The sequence below is a fragment of the Enterobacter sp. DC1 genome (assembly GCF_000568075.1).
In the GTDB taxonomy this organism is placed as follows: Bacteria; Pseudomonadota; Gammaproteobacteria; order Enterobacterales; family Enterobacteriaceae; genus Enterobacter; species Enterobacter asburiae.
Genome location: NZ_AZUA01000002.1, coordinates 853,728 through 868,714 on the forward strand (window position 1 = coordinate 853,728; position 14,987 = coordinate 868,714).

Genomic DNA, 14,987 nt, shown 5'->3' on the forward strand with positions numbered 1-14,987 from the left:
TTCCAGTATCCCGCTATCGTCAACGCCTGATAAGCGGTTGAACTTTATTATCAATAGCTTCTCGCGCACGGAAAATTCGTGAACGTACCGTGCCGACCGGACAATCCATGATAGCGGCTATCTCTTCATAGCTCAGACCATCCAGCTCCCGTAACGTAATTGCCATACGTAAATCTTCCGGGAGCGACTCGATCGTGCGAAAAACGATTTGTCTCAGTTCTTCTGACAACATTAAGTTCTCAGGGTTCGAAATTTCTTTCAACGCGCCGCCACTTTCGAAGTTTTCGGCGTCGATTGCGTCCACATCACTTGAAGGAGGACGACGGCCCTGAGCGACCAGATAATTCTTTGCCGTATTGACCGCAATACGGTACAGCCAGGTATAAAAAGCACTATCTCCCCGGAAAGAATCCAGCGCGCGATAGGCCTTAATAAAAGACTCTTGCACCACATCAGGCACATCGCCTGACGGTACATAGCGGGAAACCAGGCTCGCCACCTTATGCTGGTAGCGGACCACCAGTAGGTTAAAGGCTTTCTGATCTCCCTTCTGGACCCGTTCAACCAGGACCTGGTCCGTTAACTGCTCGCTCATCCGAGGTAATGTCTCCCCAAACCTAAATTCCACGCGTTATCGAAACGCCACTCTAAAAATACCGCACTTTGAGCAAGCACCATTTAGAGTGTCTGATCTTCAATAAGTTCCGTAACGCCTTTGTTTTTGTTCATCGCGCCGCAGACTGTTCATTTTCTCTCATTATAAGTCTGTTCACGATACGCACCACTTTCTGACAAGAAACATCTTTTTCCCGCCAGAAGAGTAACGCAACACAGGCTTTATTTCACCACAAAATCTGACGCTAACGATCTGCTTCGCAAAATAATTTCACTCATTTACCCTCCGTTTACCTCCGCTTACGCGTTTAGTCATTGCGACAGCCTCTAAAAAAATACGTGCGATAAATCGCATTCAGGTGCTATTCTGACCCAACACTGTTTAGTAAATTAAACAACAATCATGAACACAACATCTGAACTCCATTGTGATGTACTGATCATCGGCAGCGGCGCTGCCGGTCTCTCTCTGGCGCTGCGCTTGGCCGAGCATCAAAACGTTATCGTTCTGAGTAAAGGACCGATAAGTGAAGGTTCCACGTTTTATGCTCAGGGCGGCATTGCCGCCGTGTTTGATGAGACAGACAGCATTGCTTCCCACGTCGAAGATACGCTCATTGCCGGGGCTGGGATCGTGGATGCACATGCCGCAGAGTTTGTCGCCAGCAATGCCCGTCACTGCGTTCAGTGGCTCATCGACCAGGGCGTCTTGTTCGATACTCAGGTTCAACCCAACGGTGAAGAGAGCTACCACCTGACTCGCGAAGGCGGCCATAGTCACCGCCGCATCCTGCACGCAGCGGATGCCACCGGAAAGGAAGTGGAAACCACGCTGGTCAGCAAAGCGCTGAACCACCCTAATATTCGGGTTCTCGAGCGAAGCAATGCCGTTGACCTGATTATCTCTGACAAGATTGGCCTACCCGGTACGCGCCGCGTGGTGGGCGCCTGGGTCTGGAACCGTAATAAAGAGAAGGTGGAGACCTGTCAGGCGAAGGCTGTGGTACTGGCGACGGGCGGCGCCTCCAAGGTGTATCAGTACACCACGAACCCGGACATTGCCTCCGGCGACGGTATCGCTATGGCCTGGCGCGCTGGCTGCCGGGTGGCGAACCTCGAGTTTAATCAGTTTCACCCCACCGCCCTGTTCCATCCCCAGGCGCGCAACTTCCTGCTGACGGAAGCCCTGCGCGGTGAAGGCGCCTATCTGAAACGCCCTGACGGCTCGCGCTTTATGCCCGACTTTGACGCCCGGGGTGAACTGGCCCCGCGCGATATCGTTGCCCGCGCCATCGATCATGAAATGAAGCGTCTTGGCGTGGACTGCATGTATCTTGATATCAGCCATAAGCCAGCAGAGTTCATTCGCCAGCATTTCCCGATGATTTACGAGAAGCTGCTCAACCTTGGCATTGATTTAACGCGCGATCCGGTGCCCATTGTGCCAGCGGCCCACTATACCTGCGGTGGCGTAATGGTTGACGATCATGGACGTACCGATGTGGATGGTCTGTATGCTATCGGTGAGGTCAGCTATACCGGACTTCACGGCGCGAACCGTATGGCCTCCAATTCGCTGCTTGAGTGTCTGGTGTACGGCTGGTCGGCGGCGGAAGACATCACAAAGCGCATGCCTTACGCCCGCGAGAAAGATCATCTGCCAGCCTGGGATGAAAGCCGGGTGGATAATCCGGACGAGCTGGTCGTGATCCAGCACAACTGGCATGAGCTACGGCTGTTTATGTGGGACTACGTGGGGATTGTGCGCACCACGAAACGCCTGGAACGCGCCTTGCGCCGCATCACCATGCTGCAGCAGGAAATTGATGAGTACTATGCCAATTTCCGCGTATCCAATAACCTGCTGGAGCTGCGCAATCTGGTGCAGGTGGCCGAGCTGATTGTTCGCTGCGCGATGATGCGTAAAGAGAGCCGCGGTCTGCACTATACCCTCGACTACCCGGATCAGCTTGCTGAGTCCGGCCCGTCGATACTCGCCCCGCAGGTTTACATAAACAGATAAAACGCCTGGGTCAGAGCAGTGTAATCTTCGGAATAACGCTGGTCTGGCCCACGGATCACCATTCGATCATTAAAGCATTCACCCTCTTTTGGCGAGAGCGCCAGCAGCACGCGGTGCGGCAGTCGTCCTTCCGTATCCGAAATATCGGTACGCAGACGTAACGTCCAGCCGATCTCCTGCGCGATACCGATGAACGTGTTGCCGGTACTCTCAGGCAGGACCACACAGAAAAAACCTTCTTCGGAGATGAGTTCTGCCGCACTGGTGAGCAGCGCTTTATGATCGAGGGAGCCGGTATAACGCGCCTGTTCACGCTCGGGTGTCCCGCACTCAACGCCGGGTTCGTAGTAGGGAGGATTGCTGACGATCAGATCGTAACGCGCGGTTTGTTCAGGTGCCCAGGCGAGCACATCTGCGCATTCCACTTTCATTCGGGCTGCCCAGGGGGATTCGGCCATATTGTCACTCGCCTGCTCTGCGGCCTGCGCGTCCAGTTCGACGGCATCAATGATGACATGTTCTTCCGTACGCTGCGCCAGCATTAGCGCCACCAGCCCGCTGCCGGTACCGATATCAAGAATACGCTTAACGCCTGCGACAGGCGCCCACGCTCCCAGTAAAATACCGTCTGTACCGACCTTCATGGCACAGCGATCGTGAGCGACAAAAAATTGTTTAAACGTAAAACCATCGCGGCGCAGCTGCGCTTTGAGTTGAGACATGTCAGGGCAACCTTCTAAGTGAAACTGGAGTAGCATAGGGGAAAGCGAAGTGGCCGAAAAGCGATATCCATACAAACAGATGAAGATTACAGCCGTAACGTCTATAATCAGCGCCCCACACAGAGGTAGAACATGACTGTAACGACTTTTTCCGAACTTGAACTCGATGAAAGCCTGCTCAATGCACTTGAGAGCAAAGGCTTTACACGCCCGACCGCCATTCAGGCAGCGGCCATTCCGCCTGCGCTTGAGGGCCGCGATGTGCTCGGTTCTGCGCCAACCGGCACGGGGAAGACAGCAGCCTATTTGCTGCCTGTGTTGCAGCATCTGCTCGACTTTCCGCGTAAAAAATCTGGCCCGCCGCGTATTTTAATCCTGACGCCTACGCGCGAACTGGCAATGCAGGTTGCCGATCACGCGCGTGAACTCGCGGCAAATACTCATCTGGATATCGCCACCATCACCGGCGGCGTTGCGTATATGAACCACGCCGAAGTGTTCAGCGAAAACCAGGACATCGTCGTTGCGACGACGGGCCGCCTGCTGCAGTACATTAAAGAAGAGAACTTCGACTGCCGTGCGGTTGAAACGCTGATCCTCGACGAAGCCGACCGCATGCTGGACATGGGCTTCGCACAGGATATCGAGCACATTGCAGGGGAAACGCGCTGGCGTAACCAGACGATGCTGTTCTCTGCCACCCTCGAAGGGGAAGCGATCAAAGACTTCGCAGAGCGTCTGCTGGAAGATCCGGTGGAAGTCTCGGCGACGCCGTCCACCCGTGAGCGTAAGAAGATCCACCAGTGGTACTACCGCGCGGATAATCTTGAGCACAAGGTCGAATTGCTGAAACACCTGCTCAAACAGGAAGATGCTCTGCGCACAATCGTGTTTGTGCGCAAGCGCGAGCGCGTGCACGAGCTGGCTGAGATGCTGCGTAACGCCGGGATCAACAACTGCTATCTTGAAGGCGAGATGGCGCAGATCAAGCGTACCGAAGGCATCAAGCGCCTGACCGACGGCCGCGTTAACGTGCTGGTTGCGACTGACGTTGCCGCACGTGGGATCGACATCCCGGACGTCAGCCACGTCATTAACTTCGATATGCCGCGCAGCGGAGATACCTACCTACACCGCATTGGTCGTACCGGCCGCGCGGGCCGCAAAGGGATTGCGATTTCACTGGTCGAAGCGCATGACTACCTGCTGCTGCAGAAAATTGGCCGCTATGTTGATGAGCCGCTGAAAGCGCGCGTTATTGACGAACTCCGCCCGACCACGCGCGCGCCGAGTGAAAAGATGACGGGTAAACCGTCCAAGAAAGCGCTCGCGAAACGTGCTGAGAGAAAAGAGAAAGAAAAAGAGAAACCGCGCGTGAAGCAGCGCCACCGCGATACCAAAAATATTGGTAAGCGCCGTAAGCCAAGCTCTGCCGCACCAGAGACGAAAACTGAAGAGTAAAAAAAAGCCGGGGATTTCCCCGGCTTTTTTATTCCCCCCCTGCTGAAGCCGTTACAGGCTTTCAGTAAAGGTACGGGCGATAACGTCGCGCTGCTGTTCTGGAGTCAGTGAGTTAAAGCGAACCGCATAGCCGGACACGCGGATAGTCAGCTGCGGGTATTTTTCAGGGTGTTCAACCGCATCCATCAGCGTTTCGCGGCGCAGTACGTTTACGTTCAGGTGCTGACCACCTTCCACGCGCACTTCCGGTTTCACTTCCATTGGAATTTCACGGTACTCGATTTCGCCCAGTTTGCTCACCGGCACGATTTCATCTTCAGCAAAACCCGCTTTCGCAACGACACAGCGGGCTTCGTTTTTCTCGCTGTCCAGCAGCCAGAAAGAATTGAGCAGATCGTCATTTGCAGCTTTAGTAATCTGGATACCTGTAATCATGTGTTGCCTCCCTAGGCTACATTAACTGATGTCGGCCTCTCGCGGCCAATTGGTAAAACCATTGTTTCTTGTGTGTATATATATCATTCACACCCCGGTGATTTATTGATTTAAATCAACAAAAACACCAACCACATAAAGAGTGTGGTTTGAATTTATTGTTTTAGATCAATTTCACAGCCTTACCAATTCAACTTACCCTGCATCTTTTCAAAATAAATTTAGCCACTTAGCACGTATTTCAGCGTGTAATTTTGCTCACCGGGGTGAAACAGGTAAGCTAGTCAGAGATTGAGATTCGCAGGAGAGCGAGATGACGACACCTTTAACCTGGCATGACGTGCTGGCAGAAGAAAAGCAGCAGCCTTATTTTATCAATACTCTCAGCACCGTTGCCGCTGAGCGTCAGTCCGGACAGACAATTTACCCGCCGCAAAAAGACGTGTTCAACGCCTTTCGCTACACCGAACTGAGCGATGTAAAAGTGGTTATCCTGGGCCAGGATCCCTATCACGGCCCCGGGCAGGCGCATGGGCTGGCGTTTTCCGTCCGTCCGGGCGTGGCTATCCCCCCTTCTCTGCTCAACATGTATAAAGAGCTTGAAGCAACTGTGCCCGGTTTTACCCGGCCAAACCACGGCTACCTGGAAAGCTGGGCGCGCCAGGGCGTGCTGTTACTGAATACGGTGCTTACCGTACGGGCGGGCCAGGCGCACTCGCACGCCAGCCTTGGGTGGGAAACCTTTACCGATAAAGTCATCAGCCTTATCAACGAGCATCGTGAAGGGGTCGTGTTTTTACTCTGGGGTTCTCACGCGCAGAAGAAAGGGGCGATTATCGATCGTCAGCGTCATCACGTGCTGAAAGCACCGCACCCGTCACCGCTGTCTGCGCATCGCGGTTTCTTTGGCAGTAATCATTTTGTTCTGGCGAATGAATGGCTGGAAAAACGTGGCGAAACGCCAATTGACTGGATGCCTGTATTACCGGCAGAGAGCGAGTAGGATTTGAATGTGCCGGGCCAGGCCCGGCACATTAAGAGGCTTATGCCTTGTTCTGGCGCCACCATTCGGCCAGCAGTACGCCGGTCGCAACGGATACGTTCAGACTTTCCACATTGCCTGTTCCGTCGATAGAGACGCTCAGATCCGCACTGGAGAGCGCCGCGTCAGACAGACCATCACGTTCCTGACCTAATACCAACACCATTTTGCGCGGCAGCGTCGCTTTAAACAGCGGCGTACCGGCATGGCTCGAGGTAGTCACGATGGAATAGCCCGCTTTACGGAACTGCTCAAGGGCATCCAGAACGCTGTCGCCGGTGATTGGCTGTACGTGCTCGGCTCCGCCTTCCGCAGTACGGATCGCGGCGCCGGATTCCAGCAGCGCGGCATCCTGCAACAGCACGCCTTTCACGCCAAAGTGCGCGCAGCTGCGCATCATTGCGCCCAGATTGTGCGGGTTGCCCACATCTTCCAGCGCCAGCACGCAGTCATCGGCATCCGCCTGGCTGACCCACTGCTGCACGGTCGTGCCGTTACGCTTTTTGATCAGGAAGCAGACGCCGCCGTGGTGTTCAGTGCCGGACGCTTTGGTCAGCTCGGCATCATCCACGACGTGGTAGGCTTTACGGTTCGCGGCCATCCAGCGCAGCGCATCTTTAAAGCGCGGGGTCACGCTCTGGATAAACCAGGCACGAACGATACACTCAGGACGGCTCAGGAACAGCGCCTGGCAGGCGTTCTCGCCATACACGCGGGTCTCTTCCGCACGCTGACGGCGCAGCACTTCCGGGTCGATAAAGCTTTTACCGCTGATACCGCCGTGATCGGCTTTTTCCGGCGTCTCATCGCCAGGGGCGCGAGAAACGGTGCGCCACGGGGAGGCGTTATCGCGTGAGAAGTCATCACGCGGACGATCGTCGCGTGGACGGTCACTGCGTGGGCGGTCGGAACGCGGACGGTCATCGCGTTTGCGATCGTCACGTTTGCGGTCATCACCGCGGTTATTTCTGTCATCGCGGGCGGGGCGACGGCCACCGTCTGCACGAGAAGACGCCGGACGCCCGCCACCTTTTCCGGTACGCGGATTTTGGGTGCGTTTATCAGAGTCATCATCACTGCGGACATACATCACTTTGACCTTGCCGCTTTTGTTTTTCATTTCGTCGTTCATGCTTTTCTCCACCAGCGCTGCGCGAAGCGCGCAGATTACCCGATGTGCCAGCGCATAGCCATAATTTCGTACAAAAGCCTGTGACTATTGTTCTCATTGAATAAAACGCATTGTTGTTTCAAACAGGCTCATTGATAATATGTAACATATTAGAAACATTATCGGCGTTCTGCCGCTGTCCCACGGCTCTATCAGAGGTTAGTTATGAATACCGTATGTGCCAACTGTCAGGCTCTTAATCGCATTCCGGACGATCGGATGGAAGATGGTGCGAAATGCGGACGTTGTGGCCATGAATTATTTGATGGCGATGTCATTAACGCGACGGGTGCTACGCTGGACAAACTCCTCAAGGACGATCTTCCTGTCGTGATCGATTTCTGGGCGCCATGGTGCGGCCCATGCCGTAGCTTCGCGCCGATCTTCGAAGATGTAGCCGAAGAGCGCAGCGGAAAAATGCGGTTCGTTAAGGTCAATACCGAAGCCGAACCCGAACTGAGCGCACGTTTTCGTATTCGCAGCATCCCGACCATTATGATTTTCAAAAATGGCGAGGTGATCGATATGCTCAACGGCGCGGTTCCAAAAGCGCCTTTTGAAAGCTGGTTAAACGAGTCGCTGTAACATTCTCGGGGCACGTCTTGTGCCCCGCTCCCGCCTCTGCGAAAATAGCGTTTTTCCTGCATTTCGCCCATGACTGATAACGCCGTTCTTAAATTACGCGCCGAACGCCTTGCGCGCGCTACCCGACCGTTCCTCGCCCGAGGCAACCGTATTCGCCGCTGTCAGCGCTGCCTGCTGCCGCTGAAGGTTTGTCTGTGCGAGACGCTGGCTCCGAGTACGGCGGAGAGCCGTTTTTGTCTGGTCATGTTCGATACCGAGCCGATGAAACCCAGCAATACGGGGCGTCTTATCGCCGATATTCTGCCGGATACCGCCGCGTTTCAGTGGTCCCGTACGGAGCCGCCTCAGGCCCTGCTCGATTTAGTGACTAGCCCCGACTATCAGCCTATGGTCGTTTTCCCCGCGTCTTATGCAGGTGCGGAGCGCCAGGTGCTTTCAACGCCGCCATCCGGTAAACCACCGCTGTTTATCATGCTGGACGGTACCTGGACCGAAGCGCGAAAAATGTTTCGCAAAAGCCCCTATCTCGACGCGCTGCCGGTGATTTCTATCGATCTTTCCCGCGTCTCCGCCTATCGCCTGCGTGAAGCGCATGCTGACGGGCAATATTGCACGGCGGAAGTGGCGATTGCGCTTCTGGATTTAGCGGGAGATACGGCTGCGGCTGGTGCCCTGGGCAACCATTTCTCATGCTTCCGGGAGCGCTATCTGGCGGGAAAAACCGTTCATAAGGGCAGCGTCACAGCGCCCGAGCCAGAAAGCGTTTAAAATCATCAGGTCGCTTGCATTCACAGGAGGCCTGCATGAGCCAGCGAGGGTTAGAAGCGCTACTTCGTCCTAAATCCATTGCCGTTATCGGCGCATCAATGAAACCGGATCGTGCTGGCTATCTGATGATGCGCAATCTGCTGGCCGGGGGATTTAATGGCCCCGTCATGCCCGTCACGCCGTCTTATAAGGCCGTTCAGGGTGTGCTTGCCTGGCCTGATGTGCAAAGCCTGCCTTTCGTGCCGGATCTTGCCGTACTCTGTACGAACGCGAAGCGCAACCCGGAACTGCTGGAATCACTCGGCAAGAAAGGGTGTAAAACCTGCATAATTCTCTCGTCTCCGCCTGAACAGAAAGCCGAGCTTCTGGCCTGCGCCAGCCGCTATCAAATGCGCATTCTCGGGCCAAACAGTCTGGGCCTGCTCGCCCCCTGGCAGGGGCTGAATGCCAGTTTCTCCCCGGTTCCGATCCGCAAAGGCAAACTGGCGTTTATCTCGCAGTCGGCTGCGGTATCGAACACCATCCTCGACTGGGCGCAGCAGCGTGAAATGGGATTCTCCTACTTCATTGCCCTGGGCGACAGCCTGGATATCGACGTTGATGAGCTGCTGGATTTTCTGGCACGCGACGGCAAAACCAGTGCGATCCTGCTTTATCTTGAGCACCTCAGCGACGCGCGTCGTTTTGTCTCGGCTTCGCGAAGCGCTTCGCGCAATAAGCCGATCCTGGTGATCAAAAGCGGACGCAGCCCTGCGGCACAGCGTCTGCTACATTCTCATTCCGGCATGGATCCCGCCTGGGACGCCGCCATTCAGCGCGCGGGGTTGCTGCGGGTACAGGATACGCACGAGCTTTTTTCCGCCGTTGAGACGTTAAGCCATATGCGCCCGTTGCGCGGTGAGAAGCTAATGATTGTCAGTAACGGTGCGGCCCCTGCCGCGCTCGCGCTGGACGAGCTGTGGCGGCGCTTCGGCAAGCTGGCAACGCTGAGTGAAGAGACACTGCAGCGCCTGAAAGAGGCGCTTCCGACCAGCGTGACGCCCGGCAATCCGCTTGATTTGCGCGATGACGCCAGCAGCGACCGTTATATCAGGGCGATATCCATTTTGCTGGATAGCCAGGATTTCGATGCGCTGATGATTATCCACTCCCCGAGCGCTGTCGCGCCGGGCAGTGAAAGCGCGCGCGCGCTCATTGACGCCGTGCGCAACCATCCACGCGGTAAATACGTTACTCTGCTCACCAACTGGTGCGGTGAGTTTTCCTCTCAGGAGGCGCGGCGCTTGTTCAGCGAGGCCGGGCTGCCAACCTACCGCACGCCGGAAGGCACCATCACCGCGTTCATGCATATGGTGGAATATCGCCGCAACCAGAAACAGCTGCGTGAGACGCCGGCGTTGCCCGGGAATCTGACGGCAAACACCGTCGACGTTCACCGGCTGTTGCAGCAGGCTATTGAAGAAGGCGCGACCTCGCTTGATACGCATGAGGTTCAGCCCATTCTGGGCAGCTACGGGATGCAAACCCTGCCGACCTGGATCGCCAGCGACAGCGCTGAGGCCGTGCATATAGCCGAACAGATTGGCTATCCGGTGGCCCTGAAGCTCCGCTCCCCGGATATCCCGCATAAGTCTGATGTTCAGGGGGTTATGTTATACCTGCGTACGGCGACTGAGGTGCAGCAGGCAGCTGATGCCATTTTCGACCGGGTCAAAATGGCCTGGCCGCAGGCAAGGATCCACGGATTGCTGGTGCAAAGCATGGCCAACCGCGCTGGGGCTCAGGAATTACGGGTGGTGGTCGAACACGATCCCGTCTTCGGCCCGCTCATCATGCTGGGGGAAGGTGGCGTTGAGTGGCGCCCGGAGGAGCAGGCGGTGGTCGCTTTACCGCCGCTGAACATGAACCTGGCGCGTTATCTGATCATCCAGGCGATTAAAAGTAAAAAGATCCGTGGCCGGAGCGCGCTGCGTCCGCTTGATATTGCCGGGTTAAGCCAGTTCCTGGTGCAGGTCTCTAACCTGATTGTGGATTGTGCCGAGATCCAGCGGCTGGACATTCATCCGCTGCTCGCCTCGGGCAATGAGTTTACGGCGCTGGACGTGACCCTGGATATCGCGCCATTCGAAGGAGACAGAGAGAGCCGTCTGGCGATCCGCCCTTATCCCCTGCAGCTGGAGGAGTGGGTTGAGATGAAGAATGGAGAACGTGCCTTGTTCCGCCCTATTCTGCCGGAAGATGAGCCCCAGCTGCGAGCTTTTATCTCGCAGGTTACGAAAGAGGATCTTTATTATCGCTATTTTAGCGAAATCAACGAATTTACCCATGATGATTTAGCCAATATGACCCAGATCGACTACGATCGAGAAATGGCGTTTGTTGCCGTTCGTCGCTCCGATAAGGGGGATGAGATCCTCGGCGTCACGCGTGCTATTTCTGACCCGGATAACGTCGATGCGGAGTTTGCGGTGCTGGTGCGCTCCGATCTTAAAGGCCTGGGTCTGGGAAGACGGCTGCTGGAAAAACTCATCAGTTATACGCGAGATCACGGATTGTTACGCCTCAATGGCATTACTATGCCTAACAATCGCGGTATGGTGACCCTGGCGCGAAAACTTGGGTTTGACGTTGATATTCAGCTGGACGAAGGTATTGTGGCCTTGTCCCTCAATCTGACATCAGCAGACGAACGCGAGTAAGCTACTGGAAATGTTACCCACTTTGGACGGGACTGGTGGTATCATTGTCCGCTTATGTTGTTTGCATGGTACAGACAACCCTTCAATGAACAGAGAAGAAACGCACTGTGATGTTGTCAAAATTTAAGCGTAATAAACATCAACAACACCTTGCTCAACTACCGAAGATTTCTCAGTCAGTTGATGATGTAGAGTTCTTTTACGCTCCCGCTCATTTTCGGGAGACGCTTCTGGAAAAGATTGCCAGCGCCACGCGACGCATTTGCATTGTGGCGCTGTATCTTGAACAGGATGAAGGCGGGCGCGCGATCCTGAACGCGCTCTATGAAGCCAAACGTCAGCGACCGGAACTTGATGTTCGCGTGCTGGTAGACTGGCATCGCGCTCAGCGTGGCCGTATTGGCGCTGCTGCGTCAAACACCAATGCCGACTGGTATTGCCGCACGGCGCAGGAAAATCCTGGCGTCGATGTGCCTGTTTATGGCGTCCCGGTTAATACCCGTGAAGCGCTCGGCGTTCTTCATTTCAAGGGGTTCATCATTGATGACAGCGTGCTGTACAGCGGCGCAAGTCTGAATGATGTTTACCTTCATCAGCTCGATAAATATCGCTACGACCGCTACCATCTGATCCGTAATCCGCAGATGGCCGATATCATGTTCAACTGGGTTGATAAAAATCTGGTCCATGGCCGCGGTGTTAATCGCCTTGACGATCCCGAACGTCCTAAAAGCCCGGAAATCAAAAACGATGTGCGCGCCTTCCGCCAGGAGCTGCGTGATGCGGTCTATCATTTCCAGGGCGATGCGAACAACGAAGAATTATCCGTTACCCCGCTGGTAGGGCTCGGTAAATCGAGCCTGTTGAACAAAACGATCTTCCATCTGATGCCGTGCGCGGAGCAGAAACTCACCATCTGTACGCCGTACTTCAACCTTCCTGCCGTGCTGGTGCGTAATATCATTCAGCTGCTGCGCGACGGTAAAAAAGTGGAAATCATCGTTGGTGATAAAACCGCAAACGACTTCTTCATTCCTGAAGATCAGCCGTTCAAAATCATCGGTGCGCTGCCTTATCTCTATGAGATCAACCTGCGCCGTTTCCTGAGCCGTTTACAGTATTACGTAAACACTGACCAGCTGGTTGTGCGTCTCTGGAAAGATGAAGACAACACTTACCATCTGAAAGGAATGTGGGTCGACGATGAGTGGATGCTGCTGACCGGTAACAACCTGAACCCACGCGCGTGGCGACTGGATCTGGAAAACGCTATCCTGATCCATGACCCGCAGCATGAGCTAGCCGCAAAACGTGAACGTGAGCTGGAGCTGATTCGCACACATACCACTGTGGTGAATCATTACCGCGAACTGCAGAGCATTGCCGATTATCCGGTGAAAGTCCGCAAGCTTATCCGCCGCTTACGTCGTATCCGTATTGACCGACTTATCAGCCGTATTCTGTAATGTCCAGGCCCTGCTATCCGCAGGGCTTTTTTTATGGAGCCCGTTGATGCGTATTCCTCTGTTACTGAGCGTCCTCTTTCTGAGCGGCTGTAGCCATATGGCCAACGATAGCTGGTCCGGACAGGATAAAGCACAGCATTTCCTCGCTTCTGCGATGTTGTCCGCAGCCGGTAATGAATATGCGCAGCATCAGGGATACAGCCGGGATCGTAGTGCGGCAATTGGGTTGATGTTCTCAGTTAGTCTTGGAGCATCAAAAGAACTGTGGGATAGCCGCCCCGCAGGGAGCGGCTGGAGCTGGAAAGATTTCGCCTGGGATGTCGCCGGCGCAACGACTGGCTATGCCGTGTGGCAGATGGCGCGCTATTAAAGTCGAATCCCTTTCCCTTTGCGATGCAGCATCAGGGAAACAATAAAGGCCAGTGCGCCCATTATCGTTACGTACCAGAAGAAGGTCGTTTCACTTCCCCATGATTTAAGCGACAACGCAACGTACTCCGCCGATCCGCCAAATAGCGCATTAGCAACCGCATAAGAGAGCCCTACCCCTAAAGCACGTACCTGCGCCGGGAACATTTCAGCTTTCAGTATTCCGCTGATAGAGGTATAGAAACTGACAATCACCATCGCCAGCATCACCAGCGCAAACGCGGCATACGGTGAAGTCACGTGCTGAAGGGCAGACAGAATAGGTACGGTACATAACGCCGACAGCCCGCCAAAAATCAGCATCGACGTGCGTCGACCGATTTTATCCGAGAGTGCACCGATAATCGGTTGTATGAGCATAAAGACAAACAGCGCCACGGTCATGACTACGCTGGCGACGTTTGCGTGCATGCCGGTAGTGTTCACCAGGTACTTCTGCATATAGGTGGTGAACGTGTAGAAACTGAGAGAGCCGCCCGCAGTAAAGCCCAGCACCATAAGGAAAGCTTTGCGGTTACGCCATAACCCTTTGAATGTTCCCGCCTCCTTCAGCGTCCTGACTTCCTTCTGAGAGGTTTCATCTAACTGACGGCGTAGCCAAAGTGCGACGATCGCCAGCACAGCGCCCATCGCGAAAGGAATTCGCCATCCCCAGGCGTGGAGTTGTTCGTCCGTCAAAATCTGCTGCAGGATCACCACCACAAGAATAGCCAGCAGTTGACCACCAATCAGCGTGACGTACTGGAATGAGGCGTAAAAACCTTTACGGCCTTCCAGTGCAATCTCACTCATGTAGGTCGCACTGGTACCGTATTCACCGCCCACCGATAATCCCTGGAATAAGCGGGCCAGTAAAAGTAGCGCCGGTGCCCAGGTACCAATCGATTCATATCCCGGTAAACAGGCGATCACCAGAGAGCCAAAGCACATCATACACACCGAGATCAGCATAGAAGCCTTACGCCCGCGACGATCCGCAATGCGGCCAAACAGCCAGCCCCCGATGGGTCGCATCAAGAATCCTGCGGCAAATACCCCTGCCGTTTGAAGCAGCTGCGTCGTGGTGTTGCCGGAGGGGAAGAAGATATGTGCGAAGTAGAGTGAACAGAATGAGTAGACGTAAAAGTCGAACCATTCAACCAGATTCCCTGAAGAGGCGCTGACGATTGCCCATACCCTTCTTCGGGTATCGCTGTTAGCCAGCGTCCCGTTTGATGTAATGCTTTCTGTCATTGTGATTATGCTCCTGCCATAAACAGCGGCGTATTGAGTCAGGAGACTCAATTACCTCGTAAATGAAATGTTATAATTTTGTTATAAATTACATTGCGACAGAGATCACACATTCCATTAGCAGGATAAGGGATTAAGAGAAAGGCCAAAGAGGGTAAGCACAAAGCAAAAAACCCCGCACCTTTCGGTACGGGGTTCTTCTAATTGATGCCTGGCAGTTCCCTACTCTCACATGGGGAGACCCCACACTACCATCGGCGCTACGGCGTTTCACTTCTGAGTTCGGCATGGGGTCAGGTGGGACCACCGCGCTAAAGCCGCCAGGCAAATTCTGTTAA

General features: G+C 54.6%; 14 protein-coding genes and 1 rRNA gene. 8 read left to right on the top strand and 7 right to left on the bottom strand.

Annotation, left to right across the window (positions count from 1 at the left end; translation table 11 throughout):
* Positions 1-19 precede the first annotated feature (19 nt).
* Positions 20-595, bottom strand: a complete 576-nt coding sequence (rpoE, locus tag P346_RS11805) for an RNA polymerase sigma factor RpoE (RefSeq protein WP_006176728.1) — start codon at positions 593-595, stop codon at positions 20-22.
* Positions 592-678, bottom strand: a complete 87-nt coding sequence (gene rseD / locus P346_RS23735) for a rpoE leader peptide RseD (protein WP_223862639.1) — start codon at positions 676-678, stop codon at positions 592-594. Before rseD ends, rpoE begins: the two co-directional genes overlap by 4 nt.
* 340 nt (positions 679-1,018) lie before the next feature.
* Here rseD and nadB point away from each other — a divergent pair, with 340 nt between their 5' ends.
* A complete protein-coding gene (gene nadB, locus P346_RS11800; protein WP_032659502.1) occupies positions 1,019-2,638 on the top strand; it encodes an L-aspartate oxidase in 1,620 nt (539 codons plus the stop codon).
* Here the strand turns inward: nadB and trmN are convergent.
* Complete coding sequence (gene trmN, locus P346_RS11795; protein WP_023308853.1) at positions 2,623-3,360, bottom strand: tRNA(1)(Val) (adenine(37)-N(6))-methyltransferase TrmN; 738 nt, start codon at positions 3,358-3,360, stop codon at positions 2,623-2,625. The genes nadB and trmN overlap by 16 nt on opposite strands.
* Positions 3,361-3,492: 132 nt before the next feature.
* Between trmN and srmB the strand changes: the two genes are divergently transcribed.
* Positions 3,493-4,821: an ATP-dependent RNA helicase SrmB gene (gene srmB / locus P346_RS11790; protein WP_023308854.1), complete on the top strand. Its 1,329-nt coding sequence runs from the start codon at positions 3,493-3,495 to the stop codon at positions 4,819-4,821.
* Between the two features lie 51 nt (positions 4,822-4,872).
* Here the strand turns inward: srmB and grcA are convergent, their stop codons facing one another.
* Entirely contained in the window at positions 4,873-5,256 is a 384-nt protein-coding gene (gene grcA / locus P346_RS11785; RefSeq protein ID WP_008502190.1) for an autonomous glycyl radical cofactor GrcA, read from the bottom strand.
* Between the two features lie 313 nt (positions 5,257-5,569).
* Here grcA and ung point away from each other — a divergent pair, with 313 nt between their 5' ends.
* Positions 5,570-6,259 carry a uracil-DNA glycosylase gene (gene ung / locus P346_RS11780; RefSeq protein ID WP_029741126.1) on the top strand — a complete coding sequence of 230 codons (690 nt, stop codon included), beginning with the start codon at positions 5,570-5,572 and terminating at the stop codon, positions 6,257-6,259.
* Between the two features lie 40 nt (positions 6,260-6,299).
* Here ung and P346_RS11775 read toward each other — a convergent pair whose 3' ends face one another.
* The gene (locus tag P346_RS11775) at positions 6,300-7,430 is read right to left on the bottom strand and encodes a tRNA/rRNA methyltransferase (RefSeq protein WP_032659505.1); all 1,131 of its coding nucleotides are present in this window, start codon (positions 7,428-7,430) and stop codon (positions 6,300-6,302) included.
* Between the two features lie 204 nt (positions 7,431-7,634).
* Here P346_RS11775 and trxC point away from each other — a divergent pair, with 204 nt between their 5' ends.
* From trxC to P346_RS11750, 5 genes are all read left to right on the top strand, one after another.
* Complete coding sequence (gene trxC / locus P346_RS11770; protein ID WP_023308858.1) at positions 7,635-8,054, top strand: thioredoxin TrxC; 420 nt, start codon at positions 7,635-7,637, stop codon at positions 8,052-8,054.
* A 69-nt stretch (positions 8,055-8,123) separates the two neighbouring features.
* Positions 8,124-8,822, top strand: a complete 699-nt coding sequence (locus P346_RS11765) for a tRNA-uridine aminocarboxypropyltransferase (RefSeq protein ID WP_032659508.1) — start codon at positions 8,124-8,126, stop codon at positions 8,820-8,822.
* A gap of 35 nt (positions 8,823-8,857) precedes the next feature.
* On the top strand, positions 8,858-11,521 hold the full coding sequence (locus P346_RS11760) for a bifunctional acetate--CoA ligase family protein/GNAT family N-acetyltransferase (protein ID WP_032659511.1): 2,664 nt from the start codon (positions 8,858-8,860) through the stop codon (positions 11,519-11,521).
* A 110-nt stretch (positions 11,522-11,631) separates the two neighbouring features.
* Positions 11,632-12,987: a CDP-diacylglycerol--serine O-phosphatidyltransferase gene (pssA, locus tag P346_RS11755; RefSeq protein WP_023333068.1), complete on the top strand. Its 1,356-nt coding sequence runs from the start codon at positions 11,632-11,634 to the stop codon at positions 12,985-12,987.
* Positions 12,988-13,033: 46 nt separating this feature from the next.
* A complete protein-coding gene (locus P346_RS11750; protein WP_032659514.1) occupies positions 13,034-13,357 on the top strand; it encodes a YfiM family lipoprotein in 324 nt (107 codons plus the stop codon).
* Here P346_RS11750 and P346_RS11745 read toward each other — a convergent pair.
* Both P346_RS11745 and rrf read right to left on the bottom strand, forming a co-directional pair.
* Positions 13,354-14,649, bottom strand: coding sequence for an MFS transporter (locus P346_RS11745; RefSeq protein ID WP_032659516.1), 1,296 nt, complete (start codon positions 14,647-14,649; stop codon positions 13,354-13,356). The genes P346_RS11750 and P346_RS11745 overlap by 4 nt on opposite strands.
* A 209-nt stretch (positions 14,650-14,858) precedes the next feature.
* Positions 14,859-14,974: ribosomal RNA gene (rrf, locus tag P346_RS11740) — 5S ribosomal RNA — on the bottom strand.
* Between the last annotated feature and the right edge of the window lie 13 nt (positions 14,975-14,987).

Coding starts and splice junctions, on each gene's coding strand:
- P346_RS11750 (WP_032659514.1), top strand. CDS start 13,034: ATGCGTATTCCTCTGTTACTGAGCGTCCTCTTTCTGAGCGGCTGTAGC.
- nadB (WP_032659502.1), top strand. CDS start 1,019: ATGAACACAACATCTGAACTCCATTGTGATGTACTGATCATCGGCAGC.
- P346_RS11760 (WP_032659511.1), top strand. CDS start 8,858: ATGAGCCAGCGAGGGTTAGAAGCGCTACTTCGTCCTAAATCCATTGCC.
- trxC (WP_023308858.1), top strand. CDS start 7,635: ATGAATACCGTATGTGCCAACTGTCAGGCTCTTAATCGCATTCCGGAC.
- P346_RS11775 (WP_032659505.1), bottom strand. CDS start 7,430: ATGAACGACGAAATGAAAAACAAAAGCGGCAAGGTCAAAGTGATGTAT.
- P346_RS11765 (WP_032659508.1), top strand. CDS start 8,124: ATGACTGATAACGCCGTTCTTAAATTACGCGCCGAACGCCTTGCGCGC.
- srmB (WP_023308854.1), top strand. CDS start 3,493: ATGACTGTAACGACTTTTTCCGAACTTGAACTCGATGAAAGCCTGCTC.
- P346_RS11745 (WP_032659516.1), bottom strand. CDS start 14,649: ATGACAGAAAGCATTACATCAAACGGGACGCTGGCTAACAGCGATACC.
- trmN (WP_023308853.1), bottom strand. CDS start 3,360: ATGTCTCAACTCAAAGCGCAGCTGCGCCGCGATGGTTTTACGTTTAAA.
- rpoE (WP_006176728.1), bottom strand. CDS start 595: ATGAGCGAGCAGTTAACGGACCAGGTCCTGGTTGAACGGGTCCAGAAG.
- pssA (WP_023333068.1), top strand. CDS start 11,632: ATGTTGTCAAAATTTAAGCGTAATAAACATCAACAACACCTTGCTCAA.
- grcA (WP_008502190.1), bottom strand. CDS start 5,256: ATGATTACAGGTATCCAGATTACTAAAGCTGCAAATGACGATCTGCTC.
- ung (WP_029741126.1), top strand. CDS start 5,570: ATGACGACACCTTTAACCTGGCATGACGTGCTGGCAGAAGAAAAGCAG.
- rseD (WP_223862639.1), bottom strand. CDS start 678: ATGGTGCTTGCTCAAAGTGCGGTATTTTTAGAGTGGCGTTTCGATAAC.